The 23,394-nt window shown below is 62.6% G+C and carries 22 protein-coding genes and 1 pseudogene; 13 read left to right on the plus strand and 10 right to left on the minus strand.

Annotated elements, in window-relative coordinates; translation table 11 throughout:
* The first annotated feature begins 133 nt into the window (after window positions 1-133).
* From LSO07_RS10675 to LSO07_RS10685, 3 genes are all read left to right on the plus strand, one after another.
* The gene (locus tag LSO07_RS10675) at window positions 134-1,558 is read left to right on the plus strand and encodes an aminotransferase-like domain-containing protein (protein ID WP_225317246.1); all 1,425 of its coding nucleotides are present in this window, start codon (window positions 134-136) and stop codon (window positions 1,556-1,558) included.
* Window positions 1,559-1,647: 89 nt separating this feature from the next.
* Window positions 1,648-3,567 carry a molecular chaperone HtpG gene (htpG, locus tag LSO07_RS10680; protein ID WP_034777993.1) on the plus strand — a complete coding sequence of 640 codons (1,920 nt, stop codon included), beginning with the start codon at window positions 1,648-1,650 and terminating at the stop codon, window positions 3,565-3,567.
* Window positions 3,568-3,752: 185 nt separating this feature from the next.
* A complete protein-coding gene (locus LSO07_RS10685) occupies window positions 3,753-4,316 on the plus strand; it encodes a TetR/AcrR family transcriptional regulator (protein WP_151093828.1) in 564 nt (187 codons plus the stop codon).
* 11 nt (window positions 4,317-4,327) lie between these two features.
* Here LSO07_RS10685 and LSO07_RS10690 read toward each other — a convergent pair whose 3' ends face one another.
* From LSO07_RS10690 to LSO07_RS10705, 4 genes and pseudogenes are all read right to left on the minus strand, one after another.
* Entirely contained in the window at window positions 4,328-5,026 is a 699-nt protein-coding gene (locus tag LSO07_RS10690; protein ID WP_151093832.1) for a DsbA family oxidoreductase, read from the minus strand.
* 61 nt (window positions 5,027-5,087) lie between these two features.
* Window positions 5,088-5,420, minus strand: a complete 333-nt coding sequence (locus LSO07_RS10695; RefSeq protein ID WP_121668995.1) for a carboxymuconolactone decarboxylase family protein — start codon at window positions 5,418-5,420, stop codon at window positions 5,088-5,090.
* 62 nt (window positions 5,421-5,482) lie between these two features.
* Window positions 5,483-6,028 (minus strand): OsmC family protein, encoded by a 546-nt coding sequence (locus LSO07_RS28420; RefSeq protein WP_225317270.1) that lies wholly within the window; start codon window positions 6,026-6,028, stop codon window positions 5,483-5,485.
* A 21-nt stretch (window positions 6,029-6,049) separates the two neighbouring features.
* A pseudogene (locus LSO07_RS10705) lies at window positions 6,050-7,144 on the minus strand (alkene reductase); the annotation flags it as partial.
* Window positions 7,145-7,310: 166 nt separating this feature from the next.
* Here LSO07_RS10705 and LSO07_RS10710 point away from each other — a divergent pair.
* Complete coding sequence (locus LSO07_RS10710; protein WP_151093836.1) at window positions 7,311-7,676, plus strand: hypothetical protein; 366 nt, start codon at window positions 7,311-7,313, stop codon at window positions 7,674-7,676.
* Here the strand turns inward: LSO07_RS10710 and LSO07_RS10715 are convergent.
* Window positions 7,653-8,396 carry an alpha/beta fold hydrolase gene (locus tag LSO07_RS10715; protein ID WP_151093838.1) on the minus strand — a complete coding sequence of 248 codons (744 nt, stop codon included), beginning with the start codon at window positions 8,394-8,396 and terminating at the stop codon, window positions 7,653-7,655. The two genes, LSO07_RS10710 and LSO07_RS10715, sit on opposite strands and share 24 nt — an antisense overlap.
* 134 nt (window positions 8,397-8,530) lie before the next feature.
* On the opposite strand from LSO07_RS10715, the gene LSO07_RS10720 reads away from it, so the two are divergent.
* Window positions 8,531-9,577 carry a hypothetical protein gene (locus tag LSO07_RS10720; RefSeq protein WP_151093840.1) on the plus strand — a complete coding sequence of 349 codons (1,047 nt, stop codon included), beginning with the start codon at window positions 8,531-8,533 and terminating at the stop codon, window positions 9,575-9,577.
* Here LSO07_RS10720 and LSO07_RS10725 read toward each other — a convergent pair.
* From LSO07_RS10725 to kynU, 5 genes are all read right to left on the minus strand, one after another.
* Complete coding sequence (locus LSO07_RS10725; protein WP_151093842.1) at window positions 9,574-10,605, minus strand: hypothetical protein; 1,032 nt, start codon at window positions 10,603-10,605, stop codon at window positions 9,574-9,576. The genes LSO07_RS10720 and LSO07_RS10725 overlap by 4 nt on opposite strands.
* A gap of 2 nt (window positions 10,606-10,607) precedes the next feature.
* Window positions 10,608-12,662: a toxin-antitoxin system YwqK family antitoxin gene (locus LSO07_RS10730; protein ID WP_151093844.1), complete on the minus strand. Its 2,055-nt coding sequence runs from the start codon at window positions 12,660-12,662 to the stop codon at window positions 10,608-10,610.
* A gap of 96 nt (window positions 12,663-12,758) precedes the next feature.
* A complete protein-coding gene (locus tag LSO07_RS10735) occupies window positions 12,759-13,304 on the minus strand; it encodes an RBBP9/YdeN family alpha/beta hydrolase (RefSeq protein ID WP_151093846.1) in 546 nt (181 codons plus the stop codon).
* A 9-nt stretch (window positions 13,305-13,313) separates the two neighbouring features.
* Window positions 13,314-14,201, minus strand: a complete 888-nt coding sequence (kynA, locus tag LSO07_RS10740) for a tryptophan 2,3-dioxygenase (RefSeq protein WP_151093848.1) — start codon at window positions 14,199-14,201, stop codon at window positions 13,314-13,316.
* Window positions 14,202-14,209: 8 nt separating this feature from the next.
* On the minus strand, window positions 14,210-15,460 hold the full coding sequence (gene kynU / locus LSO07_RS10745; protein ID WP_151093850.1) for a kynureninase: 1,251 nt from the start codon (window positions 15,458-15,460) through the stop codon (window positions 14,210-14,212).
* A 605-nt stretch (window positions 15,461-16,065) separates the two neighbouring features.
* On the opposite strand from kynU, the gene flhD reads away from it, so the two are divergent.
* The 8 genes from flhD to cheA all read left to right on the plus strand — a co-directional run bounded on the left by flhD (window position 16,066) and on the right by cheA (window position 23,368).
* Window positions 16,066-16,383 (plus strand): flagellar transcriptional regulator FlhD, encoded by a 318-nt coding sequence (gene flhD, locus LSO07_RS10750; RefSeq protein WP_034758381.1) that lies wholly within the window; start codon window positions 16,066-16,068, stop codon window positions 16,381-16,383.
* 146 nt (window positions 16,384-16,529) lie between these two features.
* Window positions 16,530-17,090, plus strand: coding sequence for a flagellar transcriptional regulator FlhC (gene flhC, locus LSO07_RS10755; protein ID WP_034778011.1), 561 nt, complete (start codon window positions 16,530-16,532; stop codon window positions 17,088-17,090).
* A 109-nt stretch (window positions 17,091-17,199) separates the two neighbouring features.
* Window positions 17,200-17,961 carry an SAM-dependent methyltransferase gene (locus LSO07_RS10760; RefSeq protein WP_151093852.1) on the plus strand — a complete coding sequence of 254 codons (762 nt, stop codon included), beginning with the start codon at window positions 17,200-17,202 and terminating at the stop codon, window positions 17,959-17,961.
* A 221-nt stretch (window positions 17,962-18,182) separates the two neighbouring features.
* Window positions 18,183-19,043 carry a flagellar motor stator protein MotA gene (motA, locus tag LSO07_RS10765; protein ID WP_034778015.1) on the plus strand — a complete coding sequence of 287 codons (861 nt, stop codon included), beginning with the start codon at window positions 18,183-18,185 and terminating at the stop codon, window positions 19,041-19,043.
* Between the two features lie 58 nt (window positions 19,044-19,101).
* Window positions 19,102-20,079: a flagellar motor protein MotB gene (gene motB, locus LSO07_RS10770; protein WP_034778017.1), complete on the plus strand. Its 978-nt coding sequence runs from the start codon at window positions 19,102-19,104 to the stop codon at window positions 20,077-20,079.
* Between the two features lie 46 nt (window positions 20,080-20,125).
* On the plus strand, window positions 20,126-20,674 hold the full coding sequence (locus tag LSO07_RS10775) for a hypothetical protein (RefSeq protein WP_034758366.1): 549 nt from the start codon (window positions 20,126-20,128) through the stop codon (window positions 20,672-20,674).
* Between the two features lie 83 nt (window positions 20,675-20,757).
* On the plus strand, window positions 20,758-21,123 hold the full coding sequence (locus tag LSO07_RS10780) for a response regulator (RefSeq protein WP_034758362.1): 366 nt from the start codon (window positions 20,758-20,760) through the stop codon (window positions 21,121-21,123).
* A gap of 43 nt (window positions 21,124-21,166) precedes the next feature.
* Window positions 21,167-23,368 (plus strand): chemotaxis protein CheA, encoded by a 2,202-nt coding sequence (cheA, locus tag LSO07_RS10785; RefSeq protein WP_151093854.1) that lies wholly within the window; start codon window positions 21,167-21,169, stop codon window positions 23,366-23,368.
* Window positions 23,369-23,394 lie beyond the last annotated feature (26 nt).

A 23,394-nucleotide genomic window follows, 5' to 3' on the forward strand; every position in this document is an offset into this window, starting at 1 on the left:
GTCCTGGTGCGGGTGGCGTGGAATAAAGACGGGCAGATGCGGATGAATGCGCCCGGTACTGCTATCCTAGGGCTCAATAGCAATACAGTACAAATACACTTTCACGCATAATTCCACATACTGTCATGGTCATATGAGCAATACACTTCCCTTGTTGTCACGCGCCTCGGGCGAAACCCTGATCGACCAGATCACGCGCTCGCTGGCGGCGCGCATCGACGACAAGCTGCTGCGCGGCGGCGCGCGCATGCCCTCGATCCGCCAGTGCGCCGCCAGCCTGGACGTGTCGTGCGCCACGGTGGTGGCCAGCTACGACAAGCTGGTGGCGCGCGGTTACCTGGAATCGCGGCGCGGCGCCGGCTTTTTCGTGCGCGAGCGCTCGCCCCTGAATACGCCGGCGCCGCCCGCTGGCGCACAGGAAGCGGTGGCGCAGCCGATGGACGTGGTGTGGCTGATCCGTAACATGTTCCGCCAGACGCCGGCCATCCCCGCGCCCGGCACCGGCATGCTGCCTGCCGAGTGGCTCGATGGCGACCTGGTGGCGCGCGCCTTGCGCGACGTCAGCCGCCAGCCTGGCAGTTTGCTGCTGGGCTACGGCACGCCGCAGGGTTTCCTGCCCCTGCGCCAGCAGTTGCAACTGAAGCTGGCAGGACTGGAAATCGCCTGTCCGCCCGAGCAGATCGTCACCACGGTGGGCGTGATGCAGGCGCTGGACCTGGTGGCGCGCGAGTTCGCCCGCCCCGGCGACACCATTTTCGTCGACGATCCCGCGTACTGGCTGATGTTCGGCGCCTTTGCCGCCATGGGCATGAACGTCATCGGCATCCCGCGCCTGGGTGACGGCCCCGATATCGCCGTGCTGGCCGAGCTGGCGGCGCTGCACCGTCCCAAGCTGTACGTGATCAACTCGGTGCTGCACAACCCCAGTTCGACCTCGCTGTCGGCGGCCAAGGCGTTCCAGGTGCTGCGCCTGGCCGAACAGCACGATTTCCTCATCGTCGAGGATGACATCTATTGCGACATGCACCCGGGCGCAGCCGGTCTGGTGCAGCCGGCCACGCGCCTGGCCGCGCTGGACCAGCTGCGCCGCGTGATTTACCTGGGCGGCTTTTCCAAGAGCCTGGCGGCGAACCTGCGCGTGGGCTTCATCGCCACGTCGCCGGAGCGGGCGCAGCGCCTGGCCGACCGCAAGATGCTGGCCACCTTGACCACCAGCGATATCGGCGAACGCGTCGTGTATAAGATCCTCTCGCAGGGGCTGTACCGCAAGCATGCGGAGCGCCTGCGCGCGCGGCTCGACAAGGTGCGCGAGGGTACGTACCGCAAGGTCGAACAGGCGGGCTTGCGTTTCGATCCCGCACCGGCCGGCATGTTCGTGTGGGCCGATGCGGGCTGCGACACGAATGTCCTGGCCGAGAAGGCGCTGGCCGAGGGGCTGGTGCTGGCGCCGGGCAGCCTGTTTTCACCACGCCAGCTGCCGTCGACCCGCATGCGCCTGAACCTGGCCACGGTGCAGGACGAGCGCATCTGGGCGTTTTTCGCCCGCGCACTGGGCTAAAACAGCACATTTACCGGGGGCTCTTGAAATCGCTTGTACCATCCCCAACTCCGTAGAATCCGTCCCATCCACAAGACTATGAGGTAAAAATGGCTGTCTCCGAAAAGCAAACCCTGGGTTTTCAGACCGAAGTGAAGCAAATGCTGCACCTGATGATCCATTCCCTGTACTCGAACAAGGAAATCTTCCTGCGCGAATTGATCTCGAACGCGTCCGACGCGGCCGACAAATTGCGCTTTGAAGCGATCGATAACGATGCCCTGTACGGCAACGATCACGAATTGAAGATCAAGGTCAGCTTCGACAAGGATGCGCGCACCATCACCATTTCCGACAATGGCATCGGCATGACCCGTGACGAGGCGATCTCGCACCTGGGCACCATCGCCAAGTCGGGCACCAAGGAATTCTTCGGCAAGCTGTCGGGCGACCAGCAGCAGGACGCGGCCTTGATCGGCCAGTTCGGCGTGGGCTTCTATTCGGGCTTCATCGTCGCCGACAAGATCACCGTCGAAACGCGCCGCGCCGGCGTGGACGCTTCCGAAGGCGTGCGCTGGGAGTCAAGCGGCGAAGGCGATTACAGCATCGAATCGATCGACAAGCCGTCGCGCGGCACGGACATCATCCTGCACCTGCGCGAAGGCGAGGACGAATTGCTGTCGAGCTGGAAGATCAAGTCCATCATCCGCAAATACTCGGACCATATCTCGCTGCCGATCGTGATGCAGAAGGAAGAGTGGGACGACGAGAAAAAAGAAACCGTCCTGAAGGACGAATTCGAAACCGTCAACCAGGCCAGCGCCCTGTGGGCCCGCAACAAGGCCGACATCACGCCGGAACAGTACGACGAATTCTACAAGCACGTGTCGCACGACTTCCAGTCGCCGCTGACGCACACGCACAACCGCGTGGAAGGCCGCAGCGAATACACGCAGCTGCTGTACATTCCGGCCAAGGCGCCGTTCGACATGTGGGACCGCAACAAGCGCGGCGGTATCAAGCTGTACGTCAAGCGCGTCTTCATCATGGACGATGCCGAGCAGCTGATGCCGACCTACCTGCGCTTCGTGCGCGGGGTGATCGACTCGGCCGACCTGCCGCTGAACGTGTCGCGTGAAATCCTGCAGGAGTCGCGCGACGTCAAGGTGATCCGCGAAGGTTCGACCAAGCGCGTGCTGGGCATGCTGGAAGAACTGGCGAACGCCGACGAGCAGGACAAGAAGGACAAGTACGCCGTATTCTGGAAGGAATTCGGCCAGGTGCTGAAGGAAGGCATCGGCGAAGACGCGGCCAACAAGGAACGCCTGGCCAAGCTGCTGCGCTTTGCGTCGACGGCCAACGACAGCGACGAGCAAATCACCTCGTTCGCCGACTACGTGGCGCGCATGAAGGAAGGCCAGGACAAGATTTACTACGTCACGGCCGACAACTACGCCGCCGCCAAGAACAGCCCGCACCTGGAAATCTTCCGCAAGAAGGGCGTCGAAGTGCTGCTGCTGACGGACCGCGTCGATGAATGGATGCTGTCGTTTATCCAGGACTTCGAAGGCAAGGAACTGGTCTCCGTCGCAAAAGGCGGCCTGGACCTGGGCGCGCTGGAAGACGAAGCGGAAAAGAAAGAGCACGAAGAAACGGAAACCTCGTACGCCGACCTGGTGGGCAAGATGAAGACCGTGCTGGCCGACAAGGCCAAGGACGTGCGCGTGACGTTCCGCCTGACCGATTCGCCAGCCTGCCTGGTGGCCGATGAAAACGAATTGTCGGGCAACCTGCTGCGCATGCTCAAAGCTGCGGGCCAGAGCGCGCCGGAGTCGAAGCCGATTTTGGAAATCAACCCGAACCACCCGCTAGTGACGCGCCTGAAATACGAAGATGCCGAAGGCGGCAAGTTCGGCGACTGGGCCAACATCCTGTTCGACCAGGCCATGCTGGCCGAAGGCGGTTCGCTGGCCGACCCGGCCAGTTTCGTGAAACGCCTCAACGAATTGCTGCTCAATTCGGCGAAGTAAACGCCTGGTTGTCGACGTAAGCAAGCCGGCCCTTTCTGCGTGAAAGGGCCGGCTTTTTTTATGCGTGATGTTCAGCGTCGCATGAGCGCGCTTCAAGCCCTGATGGCAGGTACTTGAGGCATAATTGCTTCTTGTTGAATTTAATCCGTCAATGGCCGGCATGGCCGTTGGCGCAGGAGCCTGTCATGTCAGTGAGTACCCGGGATGCCCTTTTGAAAAGTGCAGAGATCCACCTGCGTTCGAAAGGCTACGCCGCTTTCAGTTATGCCGATCTGTCGGAGGAGATCGGCATACGTAAGGCCAGTATTCACCATCATTTCCCCACCAAGGAAAACCTTGGCGTGGCCTTGATCACACAATATATCGAGGTGTTTACCGAGAAGCTGCACGCGATCGACGCGGCGCATGCCGATCCGGTCGAACGCCTGCGCGAGTTCGCCGGGCTGTTTCTGGCCAGCGCCAATGATCATTTGCTGCCGCTGTGCGGGGCGCTCGCGGCCGAAATGGCGGCGCTGCCCGAATCGTTGCAGGTCCTGGGCCGGCGCCTGATGGCGCAGCAGCTGGATTGGATGGAGAAAAATCTCGTGCAGGCGGCGCAGCTGCATGGCTGGACCTTGCAGAAACCTCCGAGGGATTACGCTTTTATGCTGCTCAGCGCCCTCGAAGGCGCCAGCTTTATCGGCTGGGCCCTGGGGCCATCGACCGATCCGCTGGCAGCTTTTCACTACATGCTCGACAATCTGGCGTGAGAATCCTGCGCCTAAATGGTGCAGCCGGCCACGCCACAGGCCTGGCCGGCAAATGCCGCCAGGTTCACCTGGGACCGGGCATGCATTTTTTCCAGCGCCTGCTGGAACACCTCTTGCGGCTGGGCGCCAGAAATAGGCGTGCCATTGCCAAAGACGAACAGCGGTACGCCGGAAGCCATGCGCGAGGCGCCGCGTTCATCGTCCTGCACCTGCTGGCGCAATTGCGGTGTCGACCATGCGCGCTTCACCATTTCGGCAGGCACTCCCGCTTGCGCCGCGAGTAGCGCAAGGGAGTCGCGGTCGAATAGCGACTTGCCATGCGAAATACTCTGCTCATAAAGCACTTCGACCAGGCGTTGTCGCAAGGCCTCGTCGTCGACTGCCTTGACGAGCATGTGCGCGTCTATGGTGTCGCCAAACAGCATGGTGTCGAAGCGGTAGTCCAGGCCTTCCGCCGCCCCATGCGATTGAACCGAATACATCATTCCTTCGGCGGCCATCGGATCGCGGAACTTTTTCAGCAAGGCTGCCTTGATCGGTTCGGCTTGATAGTCCGGCGCAATGCGGTAAGCGCGCAAGTTGACCTGCACTGCGTCTTTGTGTTCGAAAGCGGCAAGGGCCTTGTCGAAGCGGCGCTTGGCAATCCAGCACCAAGGGCAGACAAAATCGGACCAGATATCGACGACGAGCGTCGTTGTGTTGCTGTTCATGGTTTTTCCTTGAATGGCCGGCTTGGCACGCGTACATGCCAAGCCGGATGACGCGGCTGTATCAAGCCTTGTCGAAAGCGTCCAGCACGTGGGTGCTGTACACAACAGCGGCGCCTGCATTGAGGTTGATCGCCACCCCGAGCGCTTCGGCAATTTCTTCCACGGTCACGCCGAGTTTCTTGGCGGCGGCAGCGTGGAAAGCGATACAGCCATCGCAGCGCGTGGTGACGGCCACTGCCAGCGAGATCAGTTCCCGCGTCTTCGCATCGAGATGGTTGGTCTTGTCGCCAGCGCCGCCCAGTGCGGCGATGCCTTTCATGGTGTCGGGCGTCAGTGCATTGAGTTGCATCGCACGTGTGTTGATGTCCTGCCGAGCTTGTTTCCAGTCTTCCATAATTTCCTCGCTATGTATGCGCTTGCGCGCGGGTTGGTGGTCCGGCAACTCCCGGATGGGAATCAGGCCTCGATAATTTCCAGCTTGGGCAGCATGCGGATGGCCTTCGAGAAATTGGCCAGGTTGACCGAGGTCTTGGTCACGGCTTGGTGCAGCGCCTCGACGCGCTCGCGCGAGGCATCCGTGCGCAGCCGCACCACGTAGCTGACTTCGTCGTAGCCGGGATTGACGCTGTCGTCCAGGCCGAGGAAGCCGCGCAGATCCAGCTTGCCGTCCGTTTCGATCTCCAGGCTGTGCACGGTGATGCCCATGGAAGCCGCATTGGCGGCGTAACCCACTGAAAGGCAGGCGTTGAGGGCGGCCATCAGCAGCTCTTGCGGATTCGGCGCCGTGTTTTGGCCCAGTAATTCATGCGGTTCGTCGGAGGCGATCTCGAAATGGCGCGCATGCTTTTCACCGCCCAGGACATAGTGGCTGACGGTGGCCACGCTGCGCGTCTGATGTTGCCATTTGGTCTTGACGTTGAAGCGCGCTTCGCCCTTGTCTGGATGGTCTGCCACGCCTTGCGCAAATTGTTGCAATGCTTCCACGTTAATGCCATTGAGCATGTTGGCACTGGCAGCTGCACGGTAGGCGGGGTAGTCGGTGTAGCCCTGGGACAGGGCGCCGCTGACGCCGTAGTAGGTCGCGCGGTCGCTGTCGGCCAGCGGCCAGTTGTTTTGCATGCGCTCCACCAGATCCGGGTTGGCGATGAACGGCATGCCGAAGGCGATGAGGTCGAGGTCGCCTTTTTCCAGCTCGCTGCGCGCCACTTCCTGGGTGAAGCCGCCCGCGCCGATCAAGGTGCCGTGGTAGTCCTGGCGGAATTGCGCGCCAAAGCCGGGTGGCACTTCCGCCGCCGTGATGGTCGGCTGGTAGTTCAGGTGTACATAGGCCAGCTTCCTGGTATCGAGTGACTGTGCCACGCTGCGCCACACCTGCGCTTCATCGGCATAGGCGCGCATGTCATACAGGCGGCCGAACGGCGAGACGCGCACGCCGACTTTGGCGCTGCCGATGGCGGCCGACATGGCGTCTATCGTTTCAAGCAAAAAGCGCTGGCGGTTGGCTATGCTGCCGCCGTACTGGTCGGTGCGCGTATTGACGGCGCTGCTGAGGAACTGGTCGAACAGGAAACCGTTGGCCGCCATGATTTCGACGCCGTCGAAGCCTGCGGCCATGGCCACCTGCGCGGCATGTACGAAGTCGGCGGTCACGCGTGCAATGTCGTCAACCGTCAGCGCACGCGGCACGCTGGGCAGCACCGGTCCGGCCTGGCCCGGTTCGATCCAGGCATAGACGGTGGTGTTTTCCGCCGCCACGGTACTGGGGCCGACGGGCGCCACGTTGCCAGGCTGGATCGACACATGCGACATGCGGCCCACGTGCCACAGCTGGGCGAAGATCTTGCCGCCCTTGGCATGCACGGCATCGGTGACCTGGCGCCAGCCCTGTCCTTGCGCCGTGCTGTAAATGCCCGGCGTGTACAGGTAGCCGCGGCCCTCATCGGAGACCGGCAAGCCTTCGGTGACGATCAGGCCGGCCGAGGCGCGTTGTGCGTAATACAGTATGGTGAGCACATCGGGATTGTTTTCGAGGGTGCGCGTACGCGTCATCGGCGCCATGACGACGCGGTTGGCCAGGGAAATGCCGGACAGGTCATAGGGGGTAAACAGTTGATGCATGTGATGCCTCGCAAAGGGTCGAATGCGCCGTGGCGCGGAAGGATTGCCGGGTGAAATACCGGGTTTGAAATTAGTCTACCATCTAGTAGGTAGGCAAGTCAACCGATGGCATCTCCAACAAAATCGCTATGATGCGGCTTTGCACCAGACGATACGGATGATGACCATGAAAATTCGCCTGATGGCCGGCCTGGGCGCGCATACGCTGGGCTGCCTGCTGTTTATCGCATTGAGCTGGCTGGGGTTTTATTTGTACACGCAGCTGTTTGGCAGCCTGGGCTCGCGCGGCGTGGCCGGCGGTCTGGCCCTGCTGCTGGTGTTTTACGTGTATGCGGGCACGAATCTGTTGCTGGTGCTGCTGCCGCCCGGCTGGTGGAAGCCTGCGCTGTGCGGTCTGCTGGGTGCGGCCGTGCTCGCGTACCTGCTGCCCCACCATCCGCTGCGAGCCATCTACTTCAGCGTGTTGTCGGGCGGCGTGAGCTGGCTGGCCGTGCTGGCCAGCGCGCGTTTAAGCGGATACCTGCGCGGCTGACAGGCCCGCGAGAAAGGCGGTGACGGCGACGGCCGCCGCTTCCGGCGCCGCCTGCAGCAGCATGTGCGGCGCGGCGATGTCGGCCAGTTGCGCGTCGGGTGCCAGGCGCAGTATCTGCACGGCGTTCGCGGGCGGCACCAGGCGGTCGTGGCGGGCGCGCAGATACAGCACCGGCAGGCTGCCGCGCGCGAAGCTGCGCGAGGCATCGGTTTCCAGCACGGCGCGCAGGCGCTGGCGCAGCACGCTGGGCGGCACTTGCGCCAGCGCCGCTGCCAGTTCATCCTGCAACTGCAACTGCAACTGCGGCGTGGAGCAGGGCGCCAGCAGCGCCTGGCGCAGGGCGAAGCCGGGCATGGCGCCAAAGGGCACTAGGCCGAGCAGGTGGCGCAGCGGCGCCAGCATCGGGCGCGGATTGCGCACAAACGAACAGCACAGGACCAGGGCGCGCATGCCGGGCGGCGGCTCGGCGCGCAGGGCGGCGCCCAGCGGGCCCGAAAACGATTCGGCCAGCACGACGAAGGGGCGGTCCCGCGGCAAGCGCTCGCGCACGAATGCTTCCAGCGCCGCGTAATCGAGTGGCGCGGCCGGATAGGCGATGGCTTGGGTGTCGATGGCGGCCTGTGCGCGCAAGGCGGCGTCAAAACGGTGGAATAGCCGTGCCGTGCCATCCATGCCGGGCAGGAGGACAAGCAGGGGCGAGGCGTGGGTTGGTATCGTCATTGCGGCCATCATAACAGCCGCGCCGGCACACGCGCCGTCCGCCAGCCGCACCGCATGGGGACTGGCGCCATGCTAGAATCGCCGGCGCGCCATGCGTGGCCGGAATCGCGGTCAAATCACCGACAGACAGAATCATGCATATCATTTTATCGAATTACCGCACCCTGTGCGGCGCCTTGCTGGCAGCGGCATGCGTCCTTTCCCAGCCTGCCCGCGCCACGGCGGCACCCTCGGCGCCGGCCGGAAAAAGCCTGTCTTCCCTGTTGACAGGCGGCCCCTTGCCGCGCCTGAGCGAAGACCCGCAAGTGCGCGCGGCCCTGTTCGATTTCTTCGGTTACGCGCGCGGCAGCTACACGGAAGACGATGAACTGCTGCTGGCGCAGGCGCTTGAAGCGATCAGCGAAAAGCGCGACGCCACGCGCAGCGTGCTGGCTGATGGCCGCCAGTTGCTGGCCTCGATGAATGACCGCAAGCAGGGCCGCGAACGCGGCGCCATGCTGCTCGACAAGCGCGGCGGGATCATTGCCTTTGGCCTGGTCAACGGGCATTGCCGCCTGGAGGGGCAGCCGCTGGCGAAAGTCTGCAATCCCGATCCGAATGCGGTGCTGACGGTGTTCCACCGCAAGGGTATGCTGGTCGGGGATGCGGCGCCCTTGCTGGCCTGGGCCCGGCAATTGCCGCCCATGCTGGCGCTGATCGCGGGCGACAAGGAAGCGGGCGCCGACGGGCAGAAGATCGCCAGCGTCGAATATGTGCTGGCGCAGCCGGCCCTGCCGGGCTGGAACCGCGCCCAGCTGCCGCCCGCGTATCCGCCGGCGCTGCTGCCGCTGCTGCTCGATAAATCCACGGTGCTGACGTCGGCCGGCGCCGGCGTGTTTGCCTATCCGCTCACGCTGAAGGGCAAGAAACAGAACAATGTGCTGGACCATGCCGAAGGGCGCCCGCCGCGCGACCTGGAAGTGGCGCTGCGCAGCTATGCCAGCTTCGACACGGTGGTCGAGCGCTACCGCCAGCTGGCCAAGGGCGCCAGGCTGCAGCGCAATGAGCGCACGGCCTACCTCGATGGCGACATGGGGCAGGGCAGCTACCGCGTCTACATCCGCAACACGGGCGCCGATGGCGTGATGATCGACGTGGCGCTGTGGCAGCGCAAGCTGGTAGCCAGCCGCCAGGTCCGCTAGGTCAATACTGCGCGCGCGCTGTCGTAGCCCAGTTGCGCCAGCTGCGCGGCGATGGCGTCGTCGCGTGTTTTTTTGCCCGTGCGCAGGCGCACGTGCGTGAGGGACGCGGGCAAGCCGTGCGCCAGCAGTGCGTCGACGTCGAGCATGGTTTCGGATGCCGACAGCTGGCGCAGTGCGGGCAGGGCGGCGAGGCCGGGCAGGCTGTCGAGTGTCTTGCAGGTGTGCAGGTCCAGGCGTTCGAGCACGGGATTGGCCCCCAGCGTGATCTGCCGCAGCTTGATCTGGTCTTCCACCCATAGCGCCTGCAGCAGCGGGAAGCGGCCGATGTCGCCCAGCGTTTCCAGGCCGCGCACGCGTATCACTTCCAGTTTCTTCAACAGCGGCGCCTCGATGTGGGCGAGCGATTCGCGGCCGCCCAGCTGCAACAGCAGCCTGTCCAGGCGGTCCATCGCCGAGATGAAATCCAGCGGCACCTTGTTCTTGATGCGGTACAGCGACAGCTCGTGCAGCGCCGGCAGGCCGGCCAGGGTGTCGATATGCTTGCTGTGGCCCTCGAGGACCAGGCTGGCCAGCTGCGCGTAGTGGCGCAGGGGTGCCAGGTCGATATTGTTCTTGGCCGATTCGCCCAGGTTCAGGTATTCGAGGCCGCGCAAATTATCCAGCTGCAGGATGTCGCCCTCCGCCAGCTGGTAGATGCCCAGGCTCAGGCGCTTCAGATGGCGCAGCTCCCCCAGCACTTCCAGATGGATGGCTTGCCAGTGGCAATCGATGGACAGGCTGGCCACATGCGGCAGCGCGCGCAGGATGCGGGCATCGAACACCCTCGGGTCATAGCCGTAGATGCGGATGGTCAGCGCCGTGCCGCAGGTGACGGCCAGGGCGTCGAGGTCGGCCAGCAGCGGCCCCGGCTCGGCCAGGGTATCGAACTGCACCAGCACCTGCTGACCGCTGGCGATGGCGGCGCGGATCGCCGCGGCGTCGATGCGCTCAGGATTCTGGATGCACTGCGGCTGTCTTGTTTGCGTCATTGTCATAGTCCTATCGGGTAGTCCACCTTCCTGGGGGGCGGGCAGCCTTCCGGCCCGGGGAACGTCTGCTTGCCCGTGTCGTCGTAGCGCTTGCCGCACTCCACGAGCACGCGCTTGCGGAAGGTGTAGATGCTGGCCACCTTGCCGTTCGGGTGGTAGCAGATATTGTCGCCGTCGCGGTCGGCCGAAGCGTAGCTGATCATGGTCTGGCCATTCACCGTGCGCGTGCTGTGGCCGCTGCGCGGCTCCGTGCATTTGAGCTGGCCGCTTTCGTAATAGGCGTTGACGACGGAGGTGTCGGCGGCGCGGTCGACCAGCAGTTCATCCTTGCGCTTGCCGTTCGGGTAGTTCGAATAGCCTTCCTGGCGCTGGCCGTACTGGAATGCATAGTAATACTGCGGCTTGCCGTCCGGGTAGTACATGTGGTGGTACTCGCATACGTCGTCGCGCGTGCTGCCGTACTCCTTGAAGGTGCAGCGGTGGATGTCGTTGAGCAGCTGGCCGTCCTCATAGTACTCGCGCAGGTGCGTGAGCAGGCGGCCCTGGTCGATGACAGCCAGGCGTTCCGGCTTGCCGTTCGGGTAGTAGCGCGCGTCCAGGCCCTGCTTCTTGCCGTTGTCCCATAGGGTATCGAGGCGCAGGATCTTGCCGCTGTCGTCGAACGCCTGTTCGCGCCCATCGAGCTGGCCGTTGCGGTAGGTAGCCGTGTAGACCACGTATTCCTTGCCGGCCGGGCCCAGATAGCGGGTGCGGCTGCCATCGAGCACGCCCGCCTGGTAATGGTCGCGCACGCGCAGCGCGCCTTGCGCATCCTTGTCGAGGGCCTCGCCCTGTTTTTTGCCTTGCACGAAAGTGACGCTTTGCGTGACCTTGTCCTTGAGCTTGAGCTTCCACGGCCCGTCGCGCAAGCCGTCGATAAAGCTGCCGTCGCCGTCTTCCGTGATCCACGCGCCATGGCGCGTGCCGTTCACGTAGTTGCCGCGCGTTTGCAGCTTGCCGCCCATGCTGCGTTCGTGCGGGCCGTTCAGCTGGCCGCCCGCGTAGGTGTCGAAGCCCGTCACTTCCTCTGCATCGGCATAGTTGACGACGGTCCAGCGGCCTTCGCGCTTGCCGGCCCGGTACATGCCACTCTCGCTCTGCCTGGGATAATTGAAGTACCACATGCCTTCCTGCAGGCCGTTGACGTAATGGCCCTTTTCGCTGCCTTCGTGCATGCCTTCGCGTACCCACAGTCCCTGGCGCTTGCCTTTCACGTACTCGCCCCGCTCGACCACCGAGCCGTCGTCCCAGGCCAGGCTGTAGATGACGGACGGGCCATCTGCGCTGCCCGTGAACTGCTTTGGCGCCGTTTCCCACGTCACTTGCCACAGGCGGTAGTTGGGCAGGATGCCCGCGCCCGCATCGCTGTACAGGGTGTAGCTGGCGGTGAGAAAACGCTCGCCTTTCTTCTGGAAGGTTTTCTTGTAGGTGATGGCGTCCTTGCCGCCGGCCGCCACGGGCTTGCCGTCATCGCTGTAGTAGCCGACGATGCTGCCTTGCGTATGGTCGATGGCGTCGAAGTCCGCATTGCCGCTCTTGCCGCGCGGGACGCTGTAGTCCATCGGCGCCAGCTTGGCCAGCGCGGCCTTGATCTGGCCCGCGTTGGGAGCACTGCTTTGCGCCACGATGCGGTTCAAGGCTGGCTGCAAGCCATCGAGGCGCCGGTATTTGCCGGAGCTGCGGTGATAGCGGTAGGCGCGCAAGCCGTTCTTGTCGCCCTGGCGCAGCAGTACCAGCATGGTTTGCACGCTGTCGTCCGTCTCCTGGTCCAGCGACGCGTAGAAGACGGAACGGATGACGGCGTTGCCGAACTGGTCGAGCAAAATGGGTTTCGCGCTACCGCTCTTGCACTCGCAGTAATAGCCGTTGACGCCTTCTTTTTCCTTGAGGAAGGCGATATCGAGGCCGCTGTCCTGCGAGGCGCTGATGGCGGGATGGGCGAGGTTCTTGCCTTCATAAAAGGGCGCGCCGTGGGCGAGGGCGGAGCAGAGGAGCAAGGGCAGAAGCAGACGTTTCATCGTGGGGCTGGCGCCGGGGCGCCGCAATGGAAAGGCCACGATTCTGCCTGCGTTCTTACTTGTGGGCAAATACGCCCCTATCGTGCGCGCCCTGGTTCACGGCTGGTGCGCGGCGCAAAAATCCAGCAGCAGCTGTTCGCCGTCCGGCCAGGCGCCGTAGCCGGCGTCGCCGTTGATATGGCCGGCGTCGCCGATCATGGTGAAATCGCTGCCCCAGGCGGCGGCAAACGCGCGTGCCCGCGCGAAGCTGACGTAGGGATCATCGCCGCTGGCCACCACCAGGCTGGGAAACGGCAAGGCTTGCAGCGGCATCGGCGCAAAGCCCGTCGTGCCGGACGGGTAGGAGGGCGCTTCCACATCGCTGGGAGCGACGAGGAAGGCGCCGGCGATCTTGTGCGGCGAGCCGCTGGCCGCCCAGTGGGCCACCAGCGTGCAAGCCAGGCTGTGCGCGGCCAGCACGGGAGGGCGCTCGCAGGCGGCGATGGCGCGATCGAGTTCCGCCACCCATTCATCCTTGTCCGGCGTCTGCCATTCCCGGTGCGGCACGCGCGACCATTGCGGGTGGCGCGCTTCCCAATGGGTTTGCCAGTGCTGCGGCCCGGAATTCCACAGGCCGGCCAGGGTCAGGACGAGAGGCGACATCGATGCTCCTTAAAGTTCGGTACGCAAGGCGAATAACTCCGGGAACAATACCACGTCGAGCATCTTGCGCAAATAGCTCACGCCCGCCGTGCCGCCCGTGCCCGTCTTGAAGCCGATGATGCGCTCGACCGTCGTCACATGGCGGAAGCGCCAGAAGCGGAAGGCCGTTTCCAGGTCGACCAGCTTTTCGGCCAGTTCGTACAGGGCCCAGTGTTTCGACGGGTCGCGGTAGACTTCCAGCCAGGCCGCCTTTACCGACGCGTCGGAGGCGGTCGGCAGGGTCCAGTCGGCGTTCAGCCGCTCGGTGGAGATGGGCAAGCCGCTGCGCGCCAGCAGCTTGATCGACTCATCGTAGACGGATGGCGCGCGCAGGGCGGCGTCGAGCACTTTGTAGTTTTCCGGCGCCGTCGTATGCACGTTGAGCAGGGCGGCGTTCTTGTTCCCCAGGATGAATTCGATTTCGCGGTACTGGAAGGACTGGAAACCGGACGAGGCGCCCAGGTAGGGGCGGATGGCCGTGTATTCGGGCGGCGTCATGGTGGCCAGCACGTCCCAGGCATGCACCAGCTGGTCCATGATGCGCGCCACGCGGGCCAGCATTTTGAAGGCGGGCGCCAGGTCGCCGCTTTGCAGGTTGGCGCGCACGGCGTGCATCTCGTGCAGCATCAGCTTCATCCACAATTCGCTCGTCTGGTGCTGCACGATGAACAGCATCTCGTTGTGGTTCGGCGACAGCGGATGCTGGGCCGTGAGAATGCGGTCCAGCGCCAGGTAGTTGCCGTAGCTCATAGATTCGCTGAAATCCATCTGCGCGCCATGCCACTGCGCATCCTGGCCGCCGGCATGCATGGGGCAGCCGCTGGTGTTTTCCTTGTTCATATTCTTGTCGTCGCTCATGGGATGGCTCAGGTGACCGCATCGCGCTTGGCGGCGATGTCGTAGGCTAGTGTGTCGAGGATGTCGCGCAGGATTTCCACGGCATCCCACACGTCGGCAAAGCTCGTGTACAGGGGCGTGAAGCCGAAGCGCATGATGGCAGGTTCGCGGTAGTCGCCGATCACGCCGCGCGCGATCAGCGCCTGCATCACGGCATAGCCGTGCGGGTGCGTGAAGCTGACCTGGCTGCCGCGCCGCGCATGCTCGCGCGGGGTGACGAGGCCCAGCGGATGGCTGGCGCAGCGCTGTTCCACCAGCGCGATGAACAGGTCCGTCAGGGCCAGCGACTTGCGGCGGATGGCTTCCATGCTCGTTTGCGCAAAGATATCGAGGCCGCATTCGACGAGGGCCAGCGAGAGTATCGGCTGCGTGCCGCACAGGGCGCGGGCGATGCCGTCGGCGGGCGCGAAGCCCGGCTCCATGGCGAACGGCGTGGCGTGGCCCCACCAGCCGGACAAAGGCTGGCGGAAGCGCGCCTGGTGTTTTTCCGGCACCCAGATGAAGGCGGGCGAGCCGGGACCGCCATTCAGGTATTTATAGGTGCAGCCGACGGCCAGGTCGGCGCCGGCGCCGTTCAGGTCCAGCGGCACGGCGCCGGCCGAATGGGCCAGGTCCCACAGCGCCAGCGCGCCCTGCGCGTGGCAATGGCTGCTGATGGCGGCCATGTCGTGCTGGTAGCCCGTACGGTAATTGACGTGCGTGAGCATGGCGACGGCGCAATCGGCATCGATGGCTTGCGCCAGTTCATCGGGGCTGTCGACCAGGCGCAGCTCGTAGCCGCGGTCGAGCCAGGCGGCCAGGCCTTGCGCCATGTACAGGTCGGTGGGGAAGTTGCTGCGTTCGCTGACGATGATTCTGCGCGCGGCATGGGCAGGATCGCCGGCTTGCATCTGCAGGGCGGCGGCCAGGGCCTTGAACAGGTTGACGGAGGTGGTATCGGTGATCACCACTTCGCCCGTGCCGGCGCCCAGCAGCGGAGCCAGGCGATCGCCCAGGCGCTTGGGCAGGTCGAACCAGCCGGCCGTATTCCAGCTGCGGATCAGGTCCGTGCCCCATTCGGCCGCGATGACGTGCTGGGCGCGGGCCAGCGCCGCCTTCGGCCGCGCACCCAGGGAATTGCCGTCGAGGTAAATCACGCCCTGCGGCAAATCGAATTGCTGGCGCAGGGGCGCGAGGGGATCATCGAGATCGCGCGCGCTGCAGTCTTGTCGAGAAATCATGGTGGCTTTCATATTGATACTTGTCTGGATGGCATGATATTGCTTGAGGCTTAAAGTATCACGCGGAAGTGGCAGTGTAGCAAATCCTTGCCGCGAAGCGCGGTTCCGGGCATGGAAAGACGGCGAAAAATGCCCGCTTGTGGGGCGTCAACGAAAGAAATCACGATTTTTAAAAATATTTTCAAAAAACCCTAAAGTTCTGCGATTCGCCGCCGACAACACATACATGAACGCCGGTAATCGGTCAGGGCAGCGCTGGAAATATTTTAAATATTTTTTAAAAAAGCCCTAAAGTTCCTGTCAAGGCGGCCGTTATCTCAGTAGACAGGCTTGATTCTTATCAAGTTGTTGTAAAAAAGTGATATTTTTTACAGGCCAAAAGTCGGGCAAATCCGGCACAGTGCCAACCTCCTACATCCGCGCCATTGCTGGCGTGCGACCATGATCGAGCAGTGTTTGTCAGACAAACACCTACGATCCCATCCGCTATTCCCCGACCAAAAATACAGCGCTACGCCTCTGTTGCGTTTAATGTTGCTCCTGCAGAATGTATCTCACTGGCAACACACAACGCCAGCTGAATTCAACGGATTGAGGAGATGGAAATGACTGCTAACGACATGATGGCTGAGATTCGCGACGCTAACCTGAGCTACCTGATGCTGGCCCAGCAAATGATTCGTGCGGACAAAGTAACGGCCATCTTCCGTTTGGGCATTGCCGCCGAAATCGCCGAACTGATCGAAGGCATGAGCAATGCCCAGATCCTGAAACTGGCTGGCGGCAACATGATGCTGGCCCGCTTCCGCTTCGACGACAGCGCCATCCTGGGCATGTTGACGAACTACAATAAAGACCGCTCGCTGGCCCAGTCGCATGCCGCCATCCTGATGGCCGGCCAGGGCGTCGAAGAAATCGCCTAAGGTTCCCATCAAAACGTCCATGGCGGTGTTGCATTGCCTCGCCGTACATTCGTACTGTCGTCTGCAACGCGCCTTGCCCTGAACATTTTTCTGGCAACCTTGTTAGGCAGTATCAGTCAGTATCAGTCAGTAGTGGAGTACACAGCATGGCCAAAAAAAGTGTCGTATCGGAAGCGCAGGAAATCCAGCTGGCCATCGAATTGATACAGCTGGGCGCCCGTTTGCAACTGCTGGAGACGGAAGTCTCGCTGTCGCGCGAACGCCTGCTGAATCTGTACAAGGAATTGAAGGGCGTCTCGCCGCCCAAGGGCATGCTGCCATTTTCCACCGACTGGTTCATTACCTGGCAACCGAATATCCATTCCTCGCTGTTCATCAATATCCATAAATTCCTCGTCGACCACGCCGGCGCCACGGGCATCGAAGCCGTGATGAAGGCCTATAAACTGTATCTGGAACAAATGCCGCCCGAAGCGGGTGAAGAGCCGCTGCTGTCGCTGACGCGGGCCTGGACCCTGGTGCGCTTTTTCAGCAGCAAGATGCTGGACATGGCGCCCTGCGGCAAGTGCGGCGGCAAGTTTGTCGTCAACTGCCTTGACCTGAACGCCGATTATGTGTGCGGCCTGTGCCACATGCCTTCGCGTGCCGGCAAGACCAAGAAGGCGCGCGATGAAGCGGCCGCTGCCGTGCCGGGCGTGGTTGCCTGAGCCGTACATAGATAAGACAGAGAGCAAGCCGGAGCCGGTCGCCTGACCGCACTCCGGCTTTTTCATGCCGCTTTCGCTTACACTGGCGTTTTCCTCCTTTGGCTATTCCATGCTGCAACAGATCCTGCGCGCGCCCGCGCTCAAGGCCATCCTGATCCAGGTGCTGGCCTTTCCCTTGATGTTGCTATTGGTATATGGTTTGGCGCGCGCGGGCGTGGCCATGTCGCTGCCGGCCGTGGCGCTGGTGCAGGGCGTGCTGGCGGCTGTCATCACGTGGCGCGCGGGACTGGCGCGCTGGTGGTGCGCCATCGGCTTGCTGTTTGCGCCCGCCTTGCTGGCGGCCAGCTGGCTCGATTTGCCCCCGGCCGTGTTCCTGGTCGCCTTTGTTTTCCTGCTGAGTTTGTACTGGTCCACGTTCCGCACGCAAGTGCCGTTTTACCCGTCGGGGCCGAAGGTATGGCAGGCGGTGGCGGAGCTGATCGCGGACCGTCCCGGCGTGCGGCTGATCGATATCGGCAGCGGCCTGGGCGGCCTGGTGCTCGACCTGGCGCGGCGCCGCCCCGACGGACAGTTTTCCGGCATCGAGCTGGCGCCGCTGCCGTGGCTGGCAAGCCGCTTGCGCGCATGGCTGGCTGGCAGCCGCGCGCGCTTCCTGCGCGGCGACTACGAAGCGCTCGATTTCGGCCGCTACGACGCCGTGTTTGCCTACCTGTCGCCGGCGGCGATGGCGGCCCTGTGGAGCAAGGCGGAAAGGGAAATGTTGCCCGGTAGCATGCTTCTTAGTTACGAATTCCAGATTGCGGCACGCGTGCCCGATAAGACCATCGCCGCCACAGAGGGTGGCCCTTTACTTTACATATGGTGCTTTTAAGCAATTGTCTGCGTTATTTGCTTGCCCGTGGGGCAATCTCACGTTATTGTAGTTCCACACGGCATTTTCTCGGAATTGCATTGAAAAGCAGCGCATTTCAATTAACTTCCGGTTGCTTTTTTTTTGCCGCTGTCTCCGCCGGCGGCGCTGCCGCCAGAAGACAGGAACAGGTTTGAACATGCCGGGCACACAGCCCCGGCCATTATTGGGAGTCAGGGCACTTGTTAGTCATAATCGGATACATCATCGTCTGCGCCTCGGTCTTTGGCGGCTTCGCAATGGCCGGCGGCCATCTGGCGGCGCTGTTTCAGCCGCTGGAGTTGCTGATGATCGGCGGCGCCGCCCTGGGCGCCTTCCTTGTTGGTAACAATAACAAGGCCATCAAGGCAACGATCGCCGCCTTGCCCAGCCTGTTCAAGGGTTCGCGCTATACCAAAGAGCTGTACATGGAACTGATGTCGCTGCTGTTCGAAGTGCTCAGCAAGGTGCGCAAGGAAGGCTTGATGTCGATCGAAGGCGATATCGACAAGCCCGAAGAAAGCCCGCTGTTTTCCAAGTATCCGGCCGTGCTGGCCGACCACCATATCATCGAATTCATGACCGATTACCTGCGCCTGATGGTATCGGGCAATATGGATGCGTTCCAGATCGAAAATCTGATGGACAACGAAATCGAGACGCATCATCACGAAGGCGCCGTGCCGGCCCACGTGATCGCCAAGGTGGGCGACGGCTTGCCCGCTTTCGGTATCGTCGCCGCCGTGATGGGCGTGGTGCACACGATGGAATCGGTGGGCATCCCGCCAGCCGAGCTGGGCATGCTGATCGCGCACGCGCTGGTCGGCACCTTCCTCGGCATCTTGCTGGCCTATGGCTTCGTCGGCCCGCTGGCCAGCCTGCTGGAGCAGAAGCTGGAAGAGTCGAGCAAGATGTTCCAGTGCGTGAAAGTGACCCTGCTGGCCAGCCTGAACGGCTATGCGCCGGCGCTGGCCGTGGAGTTCGGCCGCAAGGTGCTGTTCTCGACCGAGCGCCCGACGTTCAATGAGCTGGAAGACCACATCAAGAAATCGAAAACGAAGTAAGCAGTGAATATACGCCTGGACACCATGAGTCATTTGCAGCACACGGAAGGGGGACGCCATGGCCGATGAAGGCATGCGCCCGATTATCGTCAAGCGTATCAAGAAGACGGCTGGCGGACACCATGGCGGGGCGTGGAAAATCGCCTACGCCGACTTTGTCACGGCCATGATGGCCTTCTTCCTGCTGATGTGGCTGCTGGGCTCCACCTCGAAGGGCGACTTGAACGGCATTTCCGAATTCTTCAAGACGCCCTTGAAAGTGGCAATGGCGGGCGGTTCCGGCAGCGGCGAAAGCAATTCCGTCATCCAGGGCGGCGGCCAGGACCTGTCGCGTCAGGATGGACAAGTGCGCAAGGCGCAGGAAGAGCAGCAGCGCAAATCGTTCGACCTCAATTCAGCCAAGGCCGCGCTCGAACGCGAGGAGGGCAAGCGCCTGCAGGCGCTCAAGGCGCGCATCGAAGCGACCATCGACGCCAATCCCCTGCTGAAAAAATACAAGAACCAGCTGCTGCTCGATATCACCAGCGAAGGCTTGCGCATCCAGATCGTCGACGAGCAGAACCGTCCGATGTTTGCGCTCGCCAATGCGAATCTGCAACCGTACACCAAGGAAATCCTGCACGCCATCGGCTTCGTGCTCAATGAAGTGCCGAACCGCATCGGCCTGTCCGGCCATACGGATTCGACGCCCTACATGAGCGATGCCGGCTACAGCAACTGGGAATTGTCGGCCGACCGCGCGAATGCGTCGCGGCGCGAACTGGTGATTGGCGGCATGAAGGAAGAGAAAGTATTGCGCGTGGTTGGACTGGGCTCGGCCGCCCACCTGGACAAGCTCGACCCCTTCAATCCGATCAACCGGCGCATCAGCATCATCGTCATGAACAAACGCACGGAAGAAAATGTCCTGCGCGATGGCTCGGCGATCGAGCTGCCGGTGACCGATGCCGCTTCCGCCGCTGTCGCTTCCGGGCTGGCGGCCGGTGCGCCCCCCGCGGCGGCACCAGCCCCCAGCCCGGTAGCGGCGAAAAAATAACACGCAAGGCTGTCGACGCGTGGTGTATTGAAACAATGAGACCTTTATGACAAGAAAGAAAATACTTGGCTCGCATGTAAAGCGCCTGCTGTCTGGCGTGTCGGACCATGGCCGCAAGCACTTGACGGAGGTGGAAACCGACCTGGTGCAGACCGGCATCTTGCTGGAAGAGGCGATCGAGAAGCTGTCCTTCAATTTCATGGCGATACACGCAGCCGTTGCTGCGCAGCAAGATACCATCGCCCTGTTGCTCGACGGCGGTATTCCAGCCGAGCAGCAGCGGGAAAAATTGCTGGCATTGCAGGATGAGGTGGGGGGCTATGTGAATGCCGCCATCACCAGCCTGCAGTTCCAGGACATGACCAGCCAGCTGATCGAGCGCACCTTGAAGCGGGTGACGGGCTTGCGGGAGTTCCTCGGAACCCTGGGCGAGCATGGCGCGGAGATGTTGCCGGAGAGCGACAATGAAGAAATTGTCGCCTTGCTGGGGCGGGTCAGCATGGCGCTGGCGATTCAAAGCCTGGAGTTGCGCAGCGTGCTGCGCAAGGCTGTCAGTCAACAGCATTTGGAAAGTGGCGACATCGAGCTGTTCTAGCATGCCAGTGCGGAACGCTTGTGGTTGCATGGATTGATTAATCAAATACTCGGGCAGGATGCCCGGAATAAGTGGGAGCAAAGATGGCCAAAACGATACTTGCAGTGGACGATTCCAGCTCATTGCGCCAGATGGTGGCGTTCAGCCTGAAAGCCGCCGGTTACCAGGTGGTGGAGGCCGTCGACGGCCAGGATGGACTGGAAAAAGCCAAGCTGCAAACCGTGGACCTGGTATTGACGGACCAGAACATGCCGCGCATGGATGGCCTGGAGCTGATCAAGCTGCTGCGCGAACTGCCGACCTACCAGAAGGTACCCATCCTGATGCTGACGACGGAGTCGTCGGACGAGATGAAGTCGAAGGGACGTGCCGCCGGCGCCAATGGCTGGCTGGTCAAGCCCTTCGATCCGCAACGCCTGATCGAAGTGGTCAAGAAGGTGATCGGCTGATGCCAGCCGCGCAGCACAACGATGCAATTGACGGAGTCACCCTATGACCATCGATATTAGCCAGTTTTTTCAGGTCTTTTTCGATGAGGCCGAAGAACTGCTGGCTGAAAAAGAACGGCTGCTGCTGGCCGTTGATATTGCGGCGCCCGACGCCGAAGACCTGAATGCCATTTTCCGCACCGCCCATTCGATCAAGGGCGGCGCATCGACGTTCGGCCTCTCCGACATGAGCGAGGTCACGCACATCCTCGAGTCGCTGCTCGACCGCATCCGCCAGGGCCAGATGGCTCTGACGGCGGAACATGTCGACGCCTTTTTGGCGGCCAAGGATATCCTCAAGATGCAGCTCGACGGCCATCGCCTGGGCAGCGCCGTCGATCAGGATGCCGTGGCCAATGTGCGCATGATGCTGCAGTCGTTTTCGCAGGATGTGCCCGTGGCCGCGCTCACGCCCGTCGCGCCAGCCTTCCATACGGCGGAAAAGGCCGCCGTCAGCCATGCCGGCGGCCATCGCATCCGCCTGGAACTGCCGGCAATGGAGCCGCGCGAAGTCGATGCGCTGGCGGCCGAACTGGGCTTGCTGGGCGACGTCGCCGTGTCCGCCTTGCCCGACGCGCGCAAGGTGCTGGAAGTGACGACGCATGAAAGCCTGGACGATATCCTGGCCATCTGCTCGTTCGTGCTCAACCCGGACGACATGGTGATCACGCAGGCGCCGCCACTGGCGCCAGGCGAAGCCGATGCGGTCCGCGCGGCGCAGGAAAAAGCCCAGGGCTACGGTTTCTTCGACCCGCTGCCAGGCGCGCCTGGTGCGCAGGGTCAATCCGATCCTGGCTATGGCTTTTTCCAGCCGCTCGAGGATATCCGCGCCGCCGCTGGCGTGCAGAGCGACGCCGAACAGGGCTATGGCTTCTTCCAGCCCCTGGAACAGATTCGCGCCGACGCGGCCAAGGCGGGCAACGCCAGCGCTGCCGCCGCGCCGGCCGTGGCCAGCGCCGTGGCCGAAGCGGAGCAGGAAAAGAAACCGGCCAAGAAAGAGGGCGACAAGGCTGGCGCCGAATCGTCGTCGATCCGCGTCTCGATCGAGAAAGTCGACCAGCTGATCAACCTGGTGGGCGAACTGGTGATCACGCAGGCGATGATCGAGCAGCGCGCCAGCGCGCTCGACCCAATGCTGCATGAAAAGCTGCTCGACAGCGTCAGCCACCTGACGCGCAATACGCGCGACTTGCAGGAAGCGGTGATGTCGATCCGCATGATGCCGATGGATTTCGTCTTTTCGCGCTTCCCGCGCATGGTGCGCGACCTGGCCACGAAACTGGGCAAGAAGGTCGATTTCATCACGAACGGCGCCGCCACGGAACTGGACAAGGGCCTCATCGAGCGCATCGTCGATCCGCTCACGCACCTGGTGCGCAACAGCATCGACCATGGCGTGGAAATGCCCGCCGCCCGCGTGGCAGCCGGCAAGACCGAGGCGGGCCGTTTGTTCCTCTCGGCCAGCCACCAGGGCGGCAACATCATCATCGAAGTGTCCGATGACGGCGCGGGGCTGAACCGCGAGCGCATCCTGGCCAAGGCCGCGCAGCAGGGTCTGGACGTGTCCGAGACGATGAGCGACGCCGACGTGTGGCAGCTGATCTTCGCGCCCGGCTTTTCCACCGCCGAAGCGGTCACCGACGTGTCGGGCCGCGGCGTGGGCATGGATGTCGTCAAGCGCAATATCAGCGCCATGGGCGGCGTCGTCGACATCCGTTCGGCGAAGGGCTTCGGCACGACGATTTCCATCTCGCTGCCGCTGACCCTGGCCATCCTGGACGGCATGTCGATCAGAGTCGGCGACGAAGTGTATATTTTGCCGCTGGGCTTTGTCATCGAATCCCTGCAGCCGGCCGTTGAGGATATCAAGGACATCAGCGGTAAAGGCCAGGTGGTGAAGGTGCGCGGCGAATACCTGCCTTTGATTCCGCTGTACCAGATGTTCGACATCGCGCCGCGCTTTACCAGTCCCTCGGAAGGCATCTGCGTGATCCTCGAGACGGAAGGGCGCAAGGCGGCCCTGTTCGTCGACGACCTGGTGGGGCAGCAGCAAGTCGTGGTGAAAAACCTCGAATCGAATTACCGCAAGGTGGTGGGCATTTCCGGCGCCACCATCCTGGGCGATGGCGGCGTGTCGCTGATTCTCGATGTCGCCGCCCTGATCCGTTCCTCTCGCCAGCTGGCCGACGAGTCCATTTTTTCGTAATACCGATAGATAAAGATAGGAAAACG

The organism is Janthinobacterium sp. PLB04, from assembly GCF_021165895.1.
Lineage (GTDB): Bacteria > Pseudomonadota > Gammaproteobacteria > Burkholderiales > Burkholderiaceae_D > Janthinobacterium > Janthinobacterium lividum.

Coding starts and splice junctions, on each gene's coding strand:
- LSO07_RS10725 (WP_151093842.1), bottom strand. CDS start 10,605: ATGACGCAAACAAGACAGCCGCAGTGCATCCAGAATCCTGAGCGCATC.
- LSO07_RS10720 (WP_151093840.1), top strand. CDS start 8,531: ATGCATATCATTTTATCGAATTACCGCACCCTGTGCGGCGCCTTGCTG.
- LSO07_RS10730 (WP_151093844.1), bottom strand. CDS start 12,662: ATGAAACGTCTGCTTCTGCCCTTGCTCCTCTGCTCCGCCCTCGCCCAC.
- LSO07_RS10690 (WP_151093832.1), bottom strand. CDS start 5,026: ATGAACAGCAACACAACGACGCTCGTCGTCGATATCTGGTCCGATTTT.
- LSO07_RS10780 (WP_034758362.1), top strand. CDS start 20,758: ATGGCCAAAACGATACTTGCAGTGGACGATTCCAGCTCATTGCGCCAG.
- flhC (WP_034778011.1), top strand. CDS start 16,530: ATGGCCAAAAAAAGTGTCGTATCGGAAGCGCAGGAAATCCAGCTGGCC.
- motB (WP_034778017.1), top strand. CDS start 19,102: ATGGCCGATGAAGGCATGCGCCCGATTATCGTCAAGCGTATCAAGAAG.
- kynA (WP_151093848.1), bottom strand. CDS start 14,201: ATGAGCGACGACAAGAATATGAACAAGGAAAACACCAGCGGCTGCCCC.
- htpG (WP_034777993.1), top strand. CDS start 1,648: ATGGCTGTCTCCGAAAAGCAAACCCTGGGTTTTCAGACCGAAGTGAAG.
- LSO07_RS28420 (WP_225317270.1), bottom strand. CDS start 6,028: ATGCTCAATGGCATTAACGTGGAAGCATTGCAACAATTTGCGCAAGGC.
- cheA (WP_151093854.1), top strand. CDS start 21,167: ATGACCATCGATATTAGCCAGTTTTTTCAGGTCTTTTTCGATGAGGCC.
- LSO07_RS10685 (WP_151093828.1), top strand. CDS start 3,753: ATGTCAGTGAGTACCCGGGATGCCCTTTTGAAAAGTGCAGAGATCCAC.
- flhD (WP_034758381.1), top strand. CDS start 16,066: ATGACTGCTAACGACATGATGGCTGAGATTCGCGACGCTAACCTGAGC.
- LSO07_RS10710 (WP_151093836.1), top strand. CDS start 7,311: ATGAAAATTCGCCTGATGGCCGGCCTGGGCGCGCATACGCTGGGCTGC.
- LSO07_RS10775 (WP_034758366.1), top strand. CDS start 20,126: ATGACAAGAAAGAAAATACTTGGCTCGCATGTAAAGCGCCTGCTGTCT.
- LSO07_RS10675 (WP_225317246.1), top strand. CDS start 134: ATGAGCAATACACTTCCCTTGTTGTCACGCGCCTCGGGCGAAACCCTG.
- LSO07_RS10715 (WP_151093838.1), bottom strand. CDS start 8,396: ATGACGATACCAACCCACGCCTCGCCCCTGCTTGTCCTCCTGCCCGGC.
- kynU (WP_151093850.1), bottom strand. CDS start 15,460: ATGATTTCTCGACAAGACTGCAGCGCGCGCGATCTCGATGATCCCCTC.
- LSO07_RS10760 (WP_151093852.1), top strand. CDS start 17,200: ATGCTGCAACAGATCCTGCGCGCGCCCGCGCTCAAGGCCATCCTGATC.
- LSO07_RS10695 (WP_121668995.1), bottom strand. CDS start 5,420: ATGGAAGACTGGAAACAAGCTCGGCAGGACATCAACACACGTGCGATG.
- LSO07_RS10735 (WP_151093846.1), bottom strand. CDS start 13,304: ATGTCGCCTCTCGTCCTGACCCTGGCCGGCCTGTGGAATTCCGGGCCG.